This is a genomic window from Polaribacter sp. NJDZ03 (genome assembly GCF_019263805.1).
Lineage (GTDB): Bacteria > Bacteroidota > Bacteroidia > Flavobacteriales > Flavobacteriaceae > Polaribacter.
The window spans coordinates 622,920-638,563 of record NZ_CP079195.1 but is presented as its reverse complement, the minus strand read 5'-3'; the positions used below and the strand labels follow the sequence as shown (position 1 = coordinate 638,563).

The window sequence follows — 15,644 nt, the reverse complement described above, 5'->3', positions numbered from 1 at the left end:
AATTTTTATATTCGTTTGTACGTTTTGTTTTAGTCAACAAAATATTACTTGGCAAGACTTGTCAAAAATAAAATTTACAGATACCTATTTTTCAAAATATGATGCTTATTTTATGTATCCCACATTTTCAGCATCGGTAAAAGCTTTAGAAGGGAAGGAAATAACAATTAAAGGTTATTTTTTAGATGTTGTAGCAAAAGAAAATATATACATGCTATCTAAAGGGCCAATGGCATCTTGTTATTTTTGTGGTCAAGGAGGTCCGGAAACTGCAATAGAACTTGAATTTATTAACAAACAAAACTTTAAAACAGATAATGTTGTTAGTATAACAGGAACCTTAAAACTAAACAAAAATAATGTTGAACATTTTAATTATATACTTACAAATTGCAAAGGAATATTAAATAAATAAAGTTTATCAAATTATTATTATTATAAATTACCAGCTAATATCAACTTAATGAAAACAATCCATTTTATTTGTCTGTTTCTTTTATTTGCTTCATGTAAAAATACAGAAAGAAGCCTCACCAAAATAACAGCTAAAAATATTACTATTGATAGTACAATTGTTGCATCTGCAGAAATTGATAACGTTATTATGCCTTATAAAAATAAATTAATAGGCGAGATGGAAAGAGTTTTAACCTACACAGCTAAAGACTTAACCAAACAAAGCACTCAAATGCAAAGTACTTTAGGTAACTTAATGGCAGATTTATGTGTAGATATTGCAAACCCTATGTTTCAAAAAAAAGCAAACACTTCTATAGATTTTTCGATGTTTAATAGTGGTGGTTTAAGAACATCAATTGGTGCAGGAAATGTAACCAAAGAAAGTGCTTTTAAATTAATGCCTTTCGATAATGAACTTGTTGTAGTAGAATTAACAAGCGATAAAGTGAAAGAATTAATCCAATATTTTATTCAAAAAAAGAGTGCACATCCTTTATCAAAAAATATAGATTTATTAATAAAAGACGATGGTTTCGAATTAAAAATAAATGGTAATAAGTTCGATGAAAATAAAACATACAACGTTTTAACATCCGATTATTTACAAACTGGTGGAGATGGAATGGATTTCTTTAAAAACCCAAAGAAATTAACAAACCTTAATTATAAAGTAAGAGATGCTGTAATCGATTATTTTGAAAAAACAGATACTTTAAAAGTAGGAATTGATAATCGTATAAAAATTCAATAAATATGAAAAGAAGAAATTTTATAAAACAATTTGGTGGAGCCTCTGCATTAGTAGTTGGTGGTTTTTCGTTGGCTTCTTTTGCAGAAAAACAAAAACGTCATATCACAATTTTACATACAAATGATACACATAGTCAAATAGAACCCTTTAAACCAAACCATAGCAGAAATGCAAATAAAGGTGGTGTTGCAAGAAGAGCCACTTTAATTGAGCAAATACGAAGAGAAAATAATAATACGTTATTATTAGATGCTGGTGATATTTTTCAAGGAACTCCTTATTTTAATTACTTTGGTGGCGAGCTTGAGTTTAAGTTAATGAGCATGCTAAAATACGATGTTGCAACTATAGGAAATCATGATTTTGATAACTCAATAGAAGGTTTATACAAGCAATTACCAAATGCTAAATTCGATTTTGTTTCCGCAAATTACGATTTTAAAAACACGGTTTTAGATACGCACGTAAAACCATATAAAATTATAGTTAAAGATGGTATTAAAATTGGCATTTTTGGCTTGGGTATTGAGTTAGAAGGTTTGGTTAGTAAAAAAATGTACAAAGAAACGGGTTACTTAAATCCTGTTGAAATTACTCAAGACATTACAAATCAATTAAAAAACGTAGAAAAATGCGATTTAGTAATCTGTTTATCGCATTTGGGGTATAATTATAGAAGAGATCCAAATAAAATATCTGATTTAAGTTTAGCAAAAATCACTAAAAATATAGACTTAATTATTGGAGGTCATACACATACATTTTTACCAAAACCAACTATCGTAAAAAATATTGATGGAAAAAACACACTTGTAAATCAAGTTGGCGCTTATGGTATTAATCTAGGAAGAATAGATTTTTATTTTGATGAACAAAATAATAAAACATCAAAAGGAACTACAATCTTAGTTTAGTTTAATTTTAGTTTTGTTTGTTATTACGTATTTGATGCATTGATAAATAGTCAGAAAAAGCAAACTTTTTCTGGTCTGATGTAAATAATAAGAACATTAGAGATTTAACCCATTTTACAACTGCTTTTTTAAATACAAAGCATTTAGGGTTAATGATTGCAAAGTATATTGTAAGAAACCAAACACATAAAATTTTAATGGTGTTAAGACCTTACCAATTTTATGCAGTAGAAAAACTAGTTAAACAAGTACAAAACAATACAGAAAACGCTTATATATGGCATACAATGGGTTCATGTAAAACATTAACCTCTTTTAAAGCAAGTCAAATTATTATGGATTTGCCCAAGTAGACAAAGTACTTTTTGTAGTAGACAGAAAAGATTTAGATCACTCGAACTAACAATGTGGTTTCTGACTAATAATACGGTTCCTGAGAATCGCGTATTTAAAAAATATTCCTACATAATACCAAATACGAGATTCTACGGAATTTAAATAAATACGTGTTGTAGAATAATAAAACTCATGTTTATAGAATGTTCAGAATCTTCTGTGATATTTTAGATCATAAAGTACAAATCACTATATTGCACCAATAGTATGATTATTTAATATTATGGTTATGGCAACAATTAGGAAGACAGTTACTTTTACAGAACAACAAGACCAATGGATAAAAGCTCAAATTGAAGCTGGAGAATTCACCAATGACAGCGAGTATTTAAGAAATTTAGTACGACAAGATCAAGCTCAAAACAGTGATTTTATTTCATTAAAAATTAAACTTCAACAAGGTTTAGATAGCGGTGTTAGTTCTAAATCGTTACCTGAAATTATGAAAGAAGTTGAAGCCAGAATGAAACAAGATGGCAGACTATAAACTTTCTATCAAAGCGGAATTCGATTTGACTGTAATGTATGAATTCGGCATATCAAAGTTTGGCCTTTCACAAGCTCAAAATTATTTCTTATCAATGCACGAAACTTTTAAAGTCCTTTCTAAAAATATTGATTTGGGTCGAGATGCATCAGAATATATTAGAGAATTAAAAAGATTTAGGTATAAATCACATACTATATTCTATCTAATCACAACAGACGGTATTTTAATAATCCGTGTTTTGAGTCAGCGAATGGATTATGAGTTTAATTTGTCTTTAGATTAATATTGTTATAACTTATAACAATTTTATCCTGTTCTTCAACGGGACAGGCGCCATGTCATATTATGAAATAATATGTTTCATACTATTCTGCGTGTCGCCTTTCCTGTCTTTTTATTACTGGGTTACTTTGCTTTACTCATGCCATTTTATTTATAATATTCGTAAATTCAATTCCTTACTTTAATTAAAATTGAAGAAGCGTATCTCTTTTGTTTTCCATCCCAAAAATCTCTTTTAAATTCATTTGCCAATTCCATCAAAAAATGTAATTTTAAACAAAAAAAAATTGCACCTATTTATGAAATTCATTTCATAGAAAACTACACACATAAATGTCAGAAAACCAAGTACAATTGCATCAAACATTATGGAATATTGCCAACGATTTAAGAGGTAATATGGATGCAGATGATTTTAGAGATTATATATTAGGCTTTATCTTTTATAAATATTTAAGTAAAAAAATGTCTTTACACGCCAATGTTATTTTAAAACCAGACGGTTTAGAATATCATGAAGTTATAGGGCACGAAGCAGAAGAAATCTTATTACAAGAAATTAAATTAGATGCCTTAGATGCTTTAGGTTATTATTTAAAACCTACTGAATTATTTAGTGAATTAGCCAAAAGAGGAAACTCGGGCGGTGTACATAAATTTATTTTAGAAGATTTACAAAAAGTACTCACCAATATAGAACAGAGTACTATGGGAAGTGAATCTGAGGACGATTTTGGAAATCTGTTTGAAGATTTAGATTTAACAAGTAGTAAATTAGGGAAAACGGAAGAAGCAAAAAACGAACTTATTGTAAAAGTATTAACACATTTAGAAGGAATTGATTTCGATTTAGAAAACAATGAAAACGATTTGTTAGGCGATGCTTATGAGTATTTAATTGGGCAGTTTGCATCTGGAGCAGGAAAAAAGGCAGGCGAATTTTACACTCCGCAACAAGTATCTAAAATATTAGCAAAAATTGTTACTACAGATAAAGAGCGTTTAAAGTCTGTGTACGACCCAACGTGTGGCTCTGGTTCTTTATTATTAAGAGTTGCCAAAGAAGTAAAAGAAGTGGGTAGTTTTTACGGACAAGAAAGCAACCCAACTACGTACAACTTGTGCAGAATGAATATGATTATGCATGATGTACATTATAAAAAATTTGATATTTATAATGATGATACACTCGTAAACCCAAGCCCAAAGCATATAGAAGAACGTTTTGAAGCTATTGTAGCAAATCCGCCATTTTCTGCAAATTGGAATCCAGATAGTATTATTAGTGATGACCGTTTTTCGCCTTACGGAAAGATGGCGCCTAAAAGTAAAGCAGATTTTGCCTTTGTACAACACATGATTCATCAATTAGATGAAAACGGAACCATGGCGTGCGTTTTACCACATGGTGTTTTGTTTAGAGGTGCTGCAGAAGGACATATTAGAAAATATTTAATTGAAGATAAAAACCAATTAGATGCCGTTATTGGTTTGCCGTCTAATATCTTTTTTGGTACAAGCATACCAACGTGTATTTTAGTATTAAAAAAGAACCGCGCTTCGACTCCGCTCAGCGAACAAAATATTTTATTTATTGATGCAAGCAATCATTTTGATAAAGTAAAAACGCAAAATGTACTTACAGATGCACATTTACAAGAAATTATAAACACCTACAGAAATAGAGAAACCAAAGATAAATACAGTTATGTTGCTACTTTAAATGAAGTTAAAGAAAACGACTATAATTTAAACATACCTCGTTATGTGGACACGTTTGAAGAAGAAGAAGCTATAATTTTACAAGATGTCGCTAAAGATTTAAAAAGTTTAGAAACTGACATTGCTAAAACTGATGCAATTATAGCAGATTTCTGTAAAGAGTTAAATATTGAAACACCGTTCTAACGTCATTGCGAACGAAACGCATTCAAACCAATCGTCATTGCGAGCGTAACGCAGTGGAGCGCGGCAATCTGTCAATTAAACTAACGAAACAAAATGAGTAACCAACATATAAATAATAAAGAGATTGCCACGGCAAAAAAGCCTCGCAATGACGCATCTAATCTGTCATTGCGAGGTACGAAGCAATCTGTTTCTTTAACTCCTAAACTTCGTTTTAAAGAGTTTGCTGGTGATTGGGAATTTGATAAAATGAACAATATTACATCTTATGTCGATTATAGAGGTAGAGCACCAATAAAATCAAATTCTGGTATATTTTTGGTTACTGCAAAAAATATTAAAAAAGGTTTTATTGATTATGAAAAATCAAAAGAATTTGTGCCTAGTGAAAATTATAATTTAGTAATGAGCAAAGGATTACCACAAAAAGGAGATATTTTGTTTACAACGGAAGCTCCTTTAGGTAATATTGCTTTAGTTGATAATCCTAAAATAGCATTAGCGCAAAGAGTAATAAAATTAAGAGGAAAAGAAAACATAGACAATATATTTTTATTGCATTATATGTTAGCTCCAATTTATCAAAAACTTATAATAAAAAAGTCTATTGGAACAACTGTTCAAGGAATTTCAGGAAAAGAACTTCGAAAAACTAAAGTTTCTTTCCCAAACCTACAAGAACAACAAAAAATAGCCGCCTTTATAACATCTGTAGATGATAAAATACAACAATTAACAAAAAAGAAAACCCTTTTAGAGCAGTACAAAAAAGGCGTAATGCAACAAATTTTTAGTCAGCAATTGCGTTTTAAAGCTGATGATGGAAGTGATTTTGCAGATTGGGAAGAGAAGAAGTTGGGGGAGGTTGCAAAAGTTATAACAGGAAGTACACCATCAACTTCTAATCAAGAATATTATGGTGGAAAAAAATTATTTGTATCTCCTGCAGATATTCAAGGAAATAGATATGTTTTTAATACAAAAACGACTTTAACAGAATTAGGTTTTAATAAAGGAAGAAAAGTAAAAAAGAATAGTGTTCTATTTGTATGTATTGGTTCTACAATTGGAAAAGTTGCTCAAGCATCAGAAGAGTGTTTAACAAATCAACAGTTGAATGTATTAGAAGCTTTAGAAACAAATAGTAATGATTTTATTTTTTCTATTTTAAGTTTTAATGGTGATAGAATAAAATTACTTGCAGGGGTTCAAGCAGTACCACAAATAAATAAAACGGATTTTTCAAACTTCAAGTTTAAATTTCCATCCCTAAAAGAACAACAAAAAATAGCCACCTATTTAAGTGCTATTGATACAAAAATAGAAAACGTACAAACACAAATAGCAAAAACACAAACGTTTAAAAAAGGGTTGTTGCAACAGATGTTTGTGTAAAGTGTCATTATGAGTTATAAGTCATTGCGAGAGAGGAACGATTGAAGCAATCTGTCTATTGAAACTAACAGGTTGCAACGGCTAGATTACTTTTGCTTCGTACCCTCGCAACAGGCTGTACCTCGCAACAATGGTCTTGCAATGACGAGTTTGAAGGTAATGACACTCGAATCCGTCATTGCGAACGATAGTGAAGCAAACCCACGCAAGAGTGAGGACACAAAGAGGAGAAGAGTTCGAGTGTCATTGCGAAGTATGAAGCAATCTCACGTAAGAGTGAGAACGTAAAGAGGAGAAGACAGAGAGTAGAGCGTAACAATTAACAGATTGCCGCGGCCGAAAAAGGCCTCGCAATGACGAAGAGTAAGGCAATGACGGAACCTATTATGAAACCAGGATTTGTATACATATTAACTAATAAAAATAACACCACATTATACGTTGGTGTAACAGCTAATTTAGAACAACGCATAAAACAACACAGAAGTAAAGTTGATAAAAAATCGTTTACTGCGCGTTATAATTTAGATAAATTGGTGTACTTTGAATCCTTTCAAATGATAGGCGATGCCATTGCAAGAGAAAAACAATTAAAAGCAGGAAATAGAGCGAAAAAAATTGCGTTGATAGAAAGCGAGAATCCTAATTGGGTGGAGTTAATGTAACGTCATTGCGAATAATTATGTCATTGCGAGGAGGAACGACGTGGCAATCTCATGATTGGAACACAAATTAAACAGATTGCTTCGTTCCTCGCAATGACACTCGAATCCGTCATTGCGAACGATAGTGAAGCAAACTCACATAAGAGTAAGAACATAAAAAGGAGAACACAAAGATTAGAGAGTTCAATAAACAGATTGCTTTTGCTTCGTACCTCGCAACAATGGCCTCGCAATAACACTCGAATCCGTCATTGCGAACGATAGTGAAGCAAACCCACGCAAGAGTGAGAACGTAACAGTAAGAACACTAAGAGTAGAGAGTTCAATAAACAGATTGCTTCGGCTAGATTGCTTTTGCTTCGTACCCTCGCAACAGGCTGTACCTCGCAACAATGGCCTCGAAATGGCAAGTTTGAAGGCAATGCCACTCGAATCCGTCATTGCGAACGATAGTGAAGCAAACCCACGTAAGAGTGAGGACACAAAGAGGAGAAGAGTTCGAGTGTCATTGCGAAGTATGAAGCAAACCCACGCAAGAGTGAAAATGTAAAGGGGAGAAGACATAGAGTAGAGAGTTCAATAAACAGATTGCTTCGTGCCTCGCAATGACGAAAAAGGGAAAGCAATGACGGATTGAAAATAAAAGAAAAAGAATATGAGCAAACAATCTGAATTACAATTAGAAAACAACCTAATTAAACAATTAGTTGATTTAGGGTACGATAAAGTAACTGTTTTAAATGAAGTTAACTTAGTTTCAAATCTTAAAAATCAGTTAGAGAAATTTAATAATTGTACGTTTTCAGATAAAGAGTTTGACAAGGTTTTAAACCATTTAGAAAAAGGAACTATTTTTGAAAAAGCAAAGACTTTAAGAGGTCGTTTTCAATTTGAAAACGACAGAGGTGAAGCTACCTATATTCGTTTTTTTAATAATGAAGATACTTCTAAAAACTTATATCAAGTAACCAACCAAATTACCCAAGAAGGCACCTATAAAAATAGATATGATGTTACTTTGTTGGTAAATGGTTTACCATTAATACAAATAGAATTAAAAAGGCGTGGTTTAGAAATAAAAGAAGCTTTTAATCAAATCAATAGGTATCAAAAGCACTCTTTTTGGTCTAATCATGGCTTATTTCAGTATGTACAATTATTTATAATTAGTAATGGAGTAAACACAAAATATCTTGCTAATAATGAGTTGCAATCTGTAAAACAAACTTTTTTCTGGTCTGATGTAGATAATAAGAACATTAAAGATTTAACCCATTTTACAACTGCTTTTTTAAACACAAAGCATTTAGGGTTAATGATTGCAAAGTATATTGTAAGAAACCAAACACATAAAATTTTAATGGTGTTAAGACCGTATCAATTTTATGCAGTAGAAAAACTAGTTACACAAGTAGAAAACAATACTGATAACGCTTATATATGGCATACAACGGGTTCTGGTAAAACATTAACCTCTTTTAAAGCAAGTCAGATTATTATGGATTTGCCTACAGTAGATAAAGTACTTTTTGTAGTAGACAGAAAAGATTTAGACTATCAAACCATGAAAGAATTTAACTCTTTTAAAAAAGATAGTGTAGACGTTACAAAAAACACCAATAGCTTAGTAAAACAACTAGCAAGTGATTCTAAATTAGTATTAACAACTATTCAGAAATTAAACAATGCTATTTCTAAAGAACAGTATAAGAAGAAATTAGAAACGTTAAAAAATAAACGAGTAGTCATTATTTTTGATGAATGCCATAGAAGTCAATTTGGAGAAACGCACAAACTAATTACCGACTATTTTACAAATTCACAATTATTTGGTTTTACTGGAACACCAATTTTTGCGGATAATGCCTCTAAAAACGATTTAGGAAAAAGAACCACCAAAGACTTATTTGGTAACTGTTTGCACAAATATGTAATTACAGATGCCATTGGAGATGGTAATGTTTTAAAATTTGGAATAGAATATATTGGTCGTTATAAGAAGAAAAGCAACACATTACTAGATATTGATGTAGAAGATATTGATAAAACAGAAGTTTTTAAAGATGAAAAACGCTTAGAAAAAGTTGCTGATTATATTATTAGATATCACAGTACAAAAACAGATAACAAACATTTTTCTGCATTGTTTGCAGTAAGTAATATTAAAAGTTTAATTAAATATTACGATATTTTTAAAGCCAAGAAATTAGCTGGTGAGCACAATTTAAGAATAGCAACTATTTTTTCTTATGGAGCAAATGAAGCTAATGAAGATGCACAAGATAATTTACCAGACGTTGAATTTGATGTTGCTGCAGAAAGTGAATTAAGTTATAAATCTAGCCATTCTAGGGAAAAATTAGACGAATACATTGTAGATTATAACCAAATGTATAACACAGCTTTTTCTACAAAAGACAGCAAATTATTTGAAGATTATTTTAAAGACATTAGTAAACGTTTAAAAGAACGAGAAAAGATAAATTTTAATGATGCAAAAGACCGCTTAGACATTGTTATTGTTGTAAATATGATGCTTACTGGCTTTGATGCTAAAAAAGTAAACACCCTTTATGTAGACAAAAATTTAAAACAACATGGTTTAATACAAGCCTTCTCTAGAACGAATAGAATATTAGGAGAAAAGAAGTCACAAGGTAACATTGTATGCTTTAGAAACCTAAAAAAGGCTACAGATGAAGCAATTACGTTGTTTTCTAATAAAGAAGCCAATGAAACTATAATTGTGCCACCTTATGAAGATATTGCTTTAAAATTTGATGAAACTTTAAAGGCTTTATTAACAATTACACCAACACACCAAAGTGTCGATAATTTAATAGGAGAGGAGCAGCAATTTCAATTTGTACAAGCATTTAGAAGGCTTTTAAGAGCAAAAAACGTTTTAGAGTCATATGTAGATTTCGACTGGGAAAATTTAGGAATTGATGAGCAAACATTTGAAAACTATAAAAGCGAATATTTAGATATTAAAGATTTTGTAGATGAACAAAGAAGAACTCATAAAACATCAATTTTGAATGATGTAGATTTTGAGTTAGAGTTAATTCATAGAGACGAAATAAATATCGTTTACATTTTACAGTTATTATCTAAAATAAAAGTAAAAGATAAAACAGAAGCTCAAAAACAGAAAAAAGCAATTATAGACTTATTAGGTGGTGATGTTAAATTAAGAAGTAAAAAAGAACTAATAGAAAAGTTTATAGAGGAAAATTTACCACATATAGATAATGTAGATAAAATTCAAGATGAATTTGAAAAATATTGGCATCAAGAAAAAGTATTAGCTTTATCTAGAATCTGTGAAGAGGAAAATTTAGACCAACAGCAATTCAACTCTTTAATTGAAAGCTATATTTATAACGGACAAGAACCAATTAGACAAGACATTTTTAAATGCTTAGACAATAGACCAAGTATTTTAAAGGCTCGTGAAATTGGTGAAAGAATCATCATAAAGATGAAAAAATACATAAACATCTTTATTGATGGAATGACTGCATAATTGCGTATTAGTTATAATATACTATATTTGCATAAACTGTATTATAATTTATATTATGTTAAATAGGTTTTTTAGAAACAACAAGTCATCCTCTTTTCCAAAGACTAATTAATAATATTACATACTCTGAGTATAAAAATTATAATCCTTTAAAACAACATCTATAAACTCAATATCTGTTTTATGGATCGATTTAATTCCGGTTACTTCTAAAACTTTAGATCTAAGTTTAATTAGAGTTTTAAAATCATTATATTTTTTTGCGGAATTAAATGTGTTTTTAATAATACGCACATCGTTATCAGACAGTTTAATAACATTTGGATACGTGGGTACATATGTATTTGAAATATTTTCTAAAATAGTTTCAGAAAATTTTACATCATCTTTTAAATAAATAACAACTGTATTGGCAATAATATCTCCAAAACGTTGGTAATTTTTAGTAAATAAAATTAAAAAGAAACCAATCATTTTTCCTAAGAAAAAAAGTAATATCAAAAAAGCTATTTCTCCATCTAAGCCTAATGAAGCTACATAAACAAATAGCAATGTAAAAAGGTTAAAATCTACCATTCTTAAAAACCAACGGATAATAAAATCTGTTGTAGAAGGCTTAAAACCATCAATATTAATAACCTTTAAATGCACTAATTTTTTACCAATGGTTTGTCCGTCTAGCAGTAATTCCGAATACAAAGAATAAAATGTAACAGGCAGCAGAATAAATACATCTATGGCGCGTAAAGACCACGAATCTCCATCCAGTACGTTTTGAAACATACTAAAATCTAAAAATTTAATGGCAAAATAGAAATATGCAAACTTTATAACATTATCTATTCCAAAAGCAAATAGCCGTTGGCCAACATTTGCAAGGGTAAAATTGATGTTTACATTTTGTGCCGTTTTTATTTGGAGTCTTTTCATGCAATGGTTAAATTCGCTCTGTATGAGAGAGGTCGCTTTTATAAAGCAAAATAAAGAAAAATGGCTCGAATTTGAACAAGGTTTTTCAAATAAAGAGAAAAAAAGTCCAGATGATATTGCAAACCTGCATATAAAAATCATGAATGATTTGGTATATGCGCAAACCTATTACCCAAAAAGTAAAGTTACTCAGTATTTAAATAAGTTGGCTAAGTCTAGCTTCGACAAGGTTTATCACTCAAAAAGACGCAATAAAAATGTTTTATTATACTTCTTTTTTGACAAAGTACCACTACTCGCCTACCAATACAGAAAATATATTTATTTGTCTTTTATTATCTTTTTTGTTTGTTTTTTCATCGGTTTATTATCAACATTAAATGATAATTCATTTGCAAGACAGATTTTAGGCAACAATTATATAGATCAAACGCTAGAAAACATAGAAAGTGGCGATGCCATGGCAATTTATAAAGGTGGCAGCAATTGGGGAACTTTTATTGGTATTTACGATAATAACCAACGTGTAGGTTTAAACATGTTTTTATCTGGTTTGTTTTTAGGCATCGGAACCGGCTTTTATGTTGTCTATAATGCCATTATGGTAGCGGTTTTTCAAGCCTTTTTTTATCAAAATAATAGTTTATTTGACAGTTTAAAAGGAATTTGGATTCATGGAACTTACGAGATTTTTGGTATGATTATAGAAGCTGCAGCGGGTTATATTATTGGTGCTAGTATTTTGTTTCCAGGAGCATACAAACGTTTCGAATCTTTTAAAATAGGCATGAAAGCAGCATTTTATATTTTTATAAGCACCATTCCGTTTACCTTAGTAGCCGCTTTTTTAGAAGGTTACATTACCAGATATTCTAATGTTATGCCTACAATTTTATGTTTTTCAATTATTGGTGTTAGTTTAGCTTCAATTAGTTATTACTATTTAATTTTACCTTTTAAGGTAGCTAATAAACATCATTTACGTTAATGCAGAAAAAGGTATTTCTTTTCGTCTTATTTTTTACTTCCATTGCTTTTGGACAGGTTAAAAATGACAGTCTTCTTTTCTTAGAAAAAGACACTGTTCATTATGAGAAATCTATTGATTATGCAGAAAAAAGAACGTTTACAGAAAATATAAAAGAAAAATATAACGACAAAGAGTTTCAATATACAGAAGAAGAAATTGAAGAGCCGGTGTCTGAAGAACTCTCTAAAGGAGAATCTGCAATTATTGCAGCCTTTTTGTTTTTTATCAGTACTATTTTTCCTTATTTATTAGGAGGAATTATTCTAATTATTATTTTAAAAACCTTGTTAGGTACAGAAACTAATTTTTGGAATTTTAAAAAGTCTAAAAAGAAAGTATCCAAAAAGTTAATTTATGAAGATGAAGATATTCATGAAACTGATATCGACGGATTTCTACAAAAAGCCATCAATGAAAAAGAATACAGATTGGCAATTCGGTATTATTATTTATCGGTTTTAAAAATATTGTCTGATAAAAATTTAATTGATTATCATAAAGATAAAACCAATTCAGAATACCTTTTCGAGATTGAAAACACCACTACAAGAACTGATTTTTCGTATTTATCGTACGTATATTCTTATGTTTGGTATGGAGATTTTCCGATAGATGAAATCAATTTTAAATTGGCAGAAAGCAAGTATCAATCTTTTAAAAAATCTTTAAAATAATGATATTTCAACAACTAAAAAAATATACTCCACTCCTGCTCTTGTTCATTATAATAAGCTGTAATAAAACAGATTGGACAGAAAACTTTAAAGAGAAAGAGAAAAGTCCGTTTGGTAATTATATTGTTTATAATGAAGCTGAAACGTTGTTTAAAAATCAAAAAGTAACCTTGTTAAAGGAAAATATTTATGATTATTTAGAACTCAATACTGCTTTTGATAGCACCAAAACGCACAATTATATTGCTATAAAAGACGGTGGTTATAAATTGACTAATACAGGAGTTGCAAAACTTTTAGACTTTGTTTCTAAGGGAAATAATGTGTTTTTAGCCTTTAATAGTTTTAAAGACAGTTTAAAATCTTCCTTAAAATTTACCACCAATAATTTAGATAAAGACGTTTATGAGGTAAAAGATTTAAAAAAGTTAGACGGAACTTTTGAGTTAAATAACAATGCTTTTTCTAAAACGTCTTTTTCTTTTGATAGAAATATTAGAAGAAATTACTTTCTACAATACAATAAAAATACCACTAGTATCTTAGGAACCTTTGCTGTAGATGGAGAAAAAGTTCCTAATTTTATTAAAATACATCATGGCAAAGGGGCTTTTTATCTACACACCCAACCTATCGCCTTTACCAATTATTATTTGTTAAACGGTAAAGAAGAATATGCGGCCAATGTATTTTCGTATTTGCCAAATGCAGCCATTATTTGGGATCCGCAGATAAAATCTAGTAAATATGAAGATAAAAAAGAAGATGATCATAATGTGTTTAAATTCTTTTTAGAGCATCCAACGTTAACGTGGTTTTTATTTGTTTCCTTAATTGGGTTATTATTGTTTATGCTTTTTAATGCACGAAGAAAACAACGAGCAATTCCTATTATAGAACCCTTAAAAAATTCGACAGTAGAATTTACACAAACCATTGCCAATTTGTATTTAAAAGAAGACGATCATACCAATTTGGTTGATAAAAAAATAGCTTACTTTTTAGAAAAGGTTCGCTCTAAATACCTTTTAGACACCACCAATTTAAATGCTGATTTTATAGAGAAATTAGCGGCTAAATCTGGTAATGATTTACAGAAAACAAAATATTTAATCAATACAATTATCACTTTAAATAATAAGACAGAATGCTTTGAAGGAGAGCTGATTGTATTACATAAAATAATAGAAAATTTCTTAAATAAATAAGATATGGAAACACCAAATAGCGAAGAAGTACAACAAGGAATTTCTTTTGAAAATAGAATAGATTTATCTGAATTACAAGAGTGTGTTTTTAAGATAAAAAAAGAGCTACAAAAAGTAATTGTAGGTCAAAAAGACATGATGGATTTATTAATCGTTGCATTGCTTGCAGATGGTCATGTTTTAATAGAAGGTGTACCTGGAGTTGCCAAAACCATTACCGCTAAATTACTAGCAAAAACGATTGATGTTGGCTTTAGTCGAATTCAGTTTACACCAGATTTAATGCCTTCAGATATTTTAGGAACTTCTGTTTTTAATGCAAAAACATCTGATTTTGAGTTTAAAAAAGGCCCTATTTTTTCGAGTATGATTTTAATCGATGAAATAAATAGAGCGCCTGCAAAAACACAAGCTGCTTTGTTTGAAGTCATGGAAGAAAAACAAATTACTATAGACGGACAAACGTTTAAATTGCAAGAGCCTTTTGTAGTTTTAGCAACGCAAAACCCTATAGAGCAAGAAGGAACGTATCGTTTACCAGAAGCACAATTAGATCGTTTTTTATTCAAGATTAATGTAGATTACCCAAATGCAGATGAAGAATTACAAATTCTTTTAAAAGAACAAGCATTAGAAAATACGACAAAAGCGAGTAAAATTGAAACGGTTATTTCTGGAGCTAAAATAGTTCAGTTTAGAAATTTAGTCAATCAGATTAAAATTGAAGAAAATCTATTAAAATACATTGCCAATATTGTAGTAAATACAAGAACAAATTCCTTTTTATATTTAGGAGCTTCACCAAGAGCAAGTATTGCTATTTTAGGAGCTTCAAAAGCATTTGCAGCTATTGAAGGACGTGATTTTGTTACACCAGAAGATATTAAAAGAGCAACAATACCCGTATTGCAACATAGGGTAATTGTAACGCCAGAAAGAGAAATGGAAGGTTTAACGAGTAAACAAATTATTGAGCAAATTATTGAGGCAGTAGAAATTCCGAGGTAAAAACA

General features: G+C 30.0%; 15 protein-coding genes. 14 read left to right on the top strand and 1 reads right to left on the bottom strand.

Annotated features, from left to right (window positions below; all coding sequences use genetic code 11):
* The first annotated feature begins 58 nt into the window (after positions 1 to 58).
* The 10 genes from KV700_RS02705 to KV700_RS02660 all read left to right on the top strand — a co-directional run bounded on the left by KV700_RS02705 (position 59) and on the right by KV700_RS02660 (position 10,789).
* Entirely contained in the window at positions 59 to 415 is a 357-nt protein-coding gene (locus KV700_RS02705; RefSeq protein WP_254712959.1) for a hypothetical protein, read from the top strand.
* Positions 416 to 463: 48 nt separating this feature from the next.
* A complete protein-coding gene (locus KV700_RS02700) occupies positions 464 to 1,210 on the top strand; it encodes a 5'-nucleotidase C-terminal domain-containing protein (RefSeq protein ID WP_218599034.1) in 747 nt (248 codons plus the stop codon).
* Positions 1,211 to 1,212: 2 nt separating this feature from the next.
* Positions 1,213 to 2,124 carry a bifunctional UDP-sugar hydrolase/5'-nucleotidase gene (locus tag KV700_RS02695; RefSeq protein ID WP_218599031.1) on the top strand — a complete coding sequence of 304 codons (912 nt, stop codon included), beginning with the start codon at positions 1,213 to 1,215 and terminating at the stop codon, positions 2,122 to 2,124.
* Between the two features lie 152 nt (positions 2,125 to 2,276).
* Positions 2,277 to 2,477 (top strand): DEAD/DEAH box helicase family protein, encoded by a 201-nt coding sequence (locus tag KV700_RS02690; protein ID WP_254712958.1) that lies wholly within the window; start codon positions 2,277 to 2,279, stop codon positions 2,475 to 2,477.
* A 272-nt stretch (positions 2,478 to 2,749) separates the two neighbouring features.
* On the top strand, positions 2,750 to 3,007 hold the full coding sequence (locus KV700_RS02685) for a type II toxin-antitoxin system ParD family antitoxin (RefSeq protein ID WP_166387164.1): 258 nt from the start codon (positions 2,750 to 2,752) through the stop codon (positions 3,005 to 3,007).
* A complete protein-coding gene (locus KV700_RS02680; protein WP_166387166.1) occupies positions 2,994 to 3,293 on the top strand; it encodes a type II toxin-antitoxin system RelE/ParE family toxin in 300 nt (99 codons plus the stop codon). The genes KV700_RS02685 and KV700_RS02680 overlap by 14 nt, the downstream gene beginning before the upstream one ends.
* A 332-nt stretch (positions 3,294 to 3,625) precedes the next feature.
* A complete protein-coding gene (locus KV700_RS02675; RefSeq protein ID WP_218599029.1) occupies positions 3,626 to 5,200 on the top strand; it encodes a type I restriction-modification system subunit M in 1,575 nt (524 codons plus the stop codon).
* A 93-nt stretch (positions 5,201 to 5,293) separates the two neighbouring features.
* The gene (locus KV700_RS02670; RefSeq protein ID WP_218599027.1) at positions 5,294 to 6,595 is read left to right on the top strand and encodes a restriction endonuclease subunit S; all 1,302 of its coding nucleotides are present in this window, start codon (positions 5,294 to 5,296) and stop codon (positions 6,593 to 6,595) included.
* 386 nt (positions 6,596 to 6,981) lie between these two features.
* Positions 6,982 to 7,260, top strand: a complete 279-nt coding sequence (locus KV700_RS02665; protein WP_218599804.1) for a GIY-YIG nuclease family protein — start codon at positions 6,982 to 6,984, stop codon at positions 7,258 to 7,260.
* Positions 7,261 to 7,915: 655 nt separating this feature from the next.
* Positions 7,916 to 10,789 carry a type I restriction endonuclease subunit R gene (locus KV700_RS02660; RefSeq protein ID WP_218599025.1) on the top strand — a complete coding sequence of 958 codons (2,874 nt, stop codon included), beginning with the start codon at positions 7,916 to 7,918 and terminating at the stop codon, positions 10,787 to 10,789.
* 117 nt (positions 10,790 to 10,906) lie between these two features.
* Here the strand turns inward: KV700_RS02660 and KV700_RS02655 are convergent, their stop codons facing one another.
* Positions 10,907 to 11,719, bottom strand: a complete 813-nt coding sequence (locus KV700_RS02655) for an RDD family protein (protein ID WP_218599023.1) — start codon at positions 11,717 to 11,719, stop codon at positions 10,907 to 10,909.
* 22 nt (positions 11,720 to 11,741) lie between these two features.
* On the opposite strand from KV700_RS02655, the gene KV700_RS02650 reads away from it, so the two are divergent.
* From KV700_RS02650 to KV700_RS02635, 4 genes are read left to right on the top strand one after another with little or no spacing between them, the layout of a single operon-like run.
* Positions 11,742 to 12,707, top strand: coding sequence for a stage II sporulation protein M (locus KV700_RS02650; protein WP_166387176.1), 966 nt, complete (start codon positions 11,742 to 11,744; stop codon positions 12,705 to 12,707).
* Positions 12,707 to 13,423 (top strand): hypothetical protein, encoded by a 717-nt coding sequence (locus KV700_RS02645; protein ID WP_218599022.1) that lies wholly within the window; start codon positions 12,707 to 12,709, stop codon positions 13,421 to 13,423. The genes KV700_RS02650 and KV700_RS02645 overlap by 1 nt, the downstream gene beginning before the upstream one ends.
* Positions 13,424 to 13,464: 41 nt before the next feature.
* Positions 13,465 to 14,631 carry a DUF4350 domain-containing protein gene (locus KV700_RS02640; protein ID WP_254712957.1) on the top strand — a complete coding sequence of 389 codons (1,167 nt, stop codon included), beginning with the start codon at positions 13,465 to 13,467 and terminating at the stop codon, positions 14,629 to 14,631.
* 3 nt (positions 14,632 to 14,634) lie between these two features.
* Positions 14,635 to 15,639, top strand: a complete 1,005-nt coding sequence (locus KV700_RS02635) for a MoxR family ATPase (protein WP_166387182.1) — start codon at positions 14,635 to 14,637, stop codon at positions 15,637 to 15,639.
* The last annotated feature ends 5 nt before the right edge of the window (positions 15,640 to 15,644 follow it).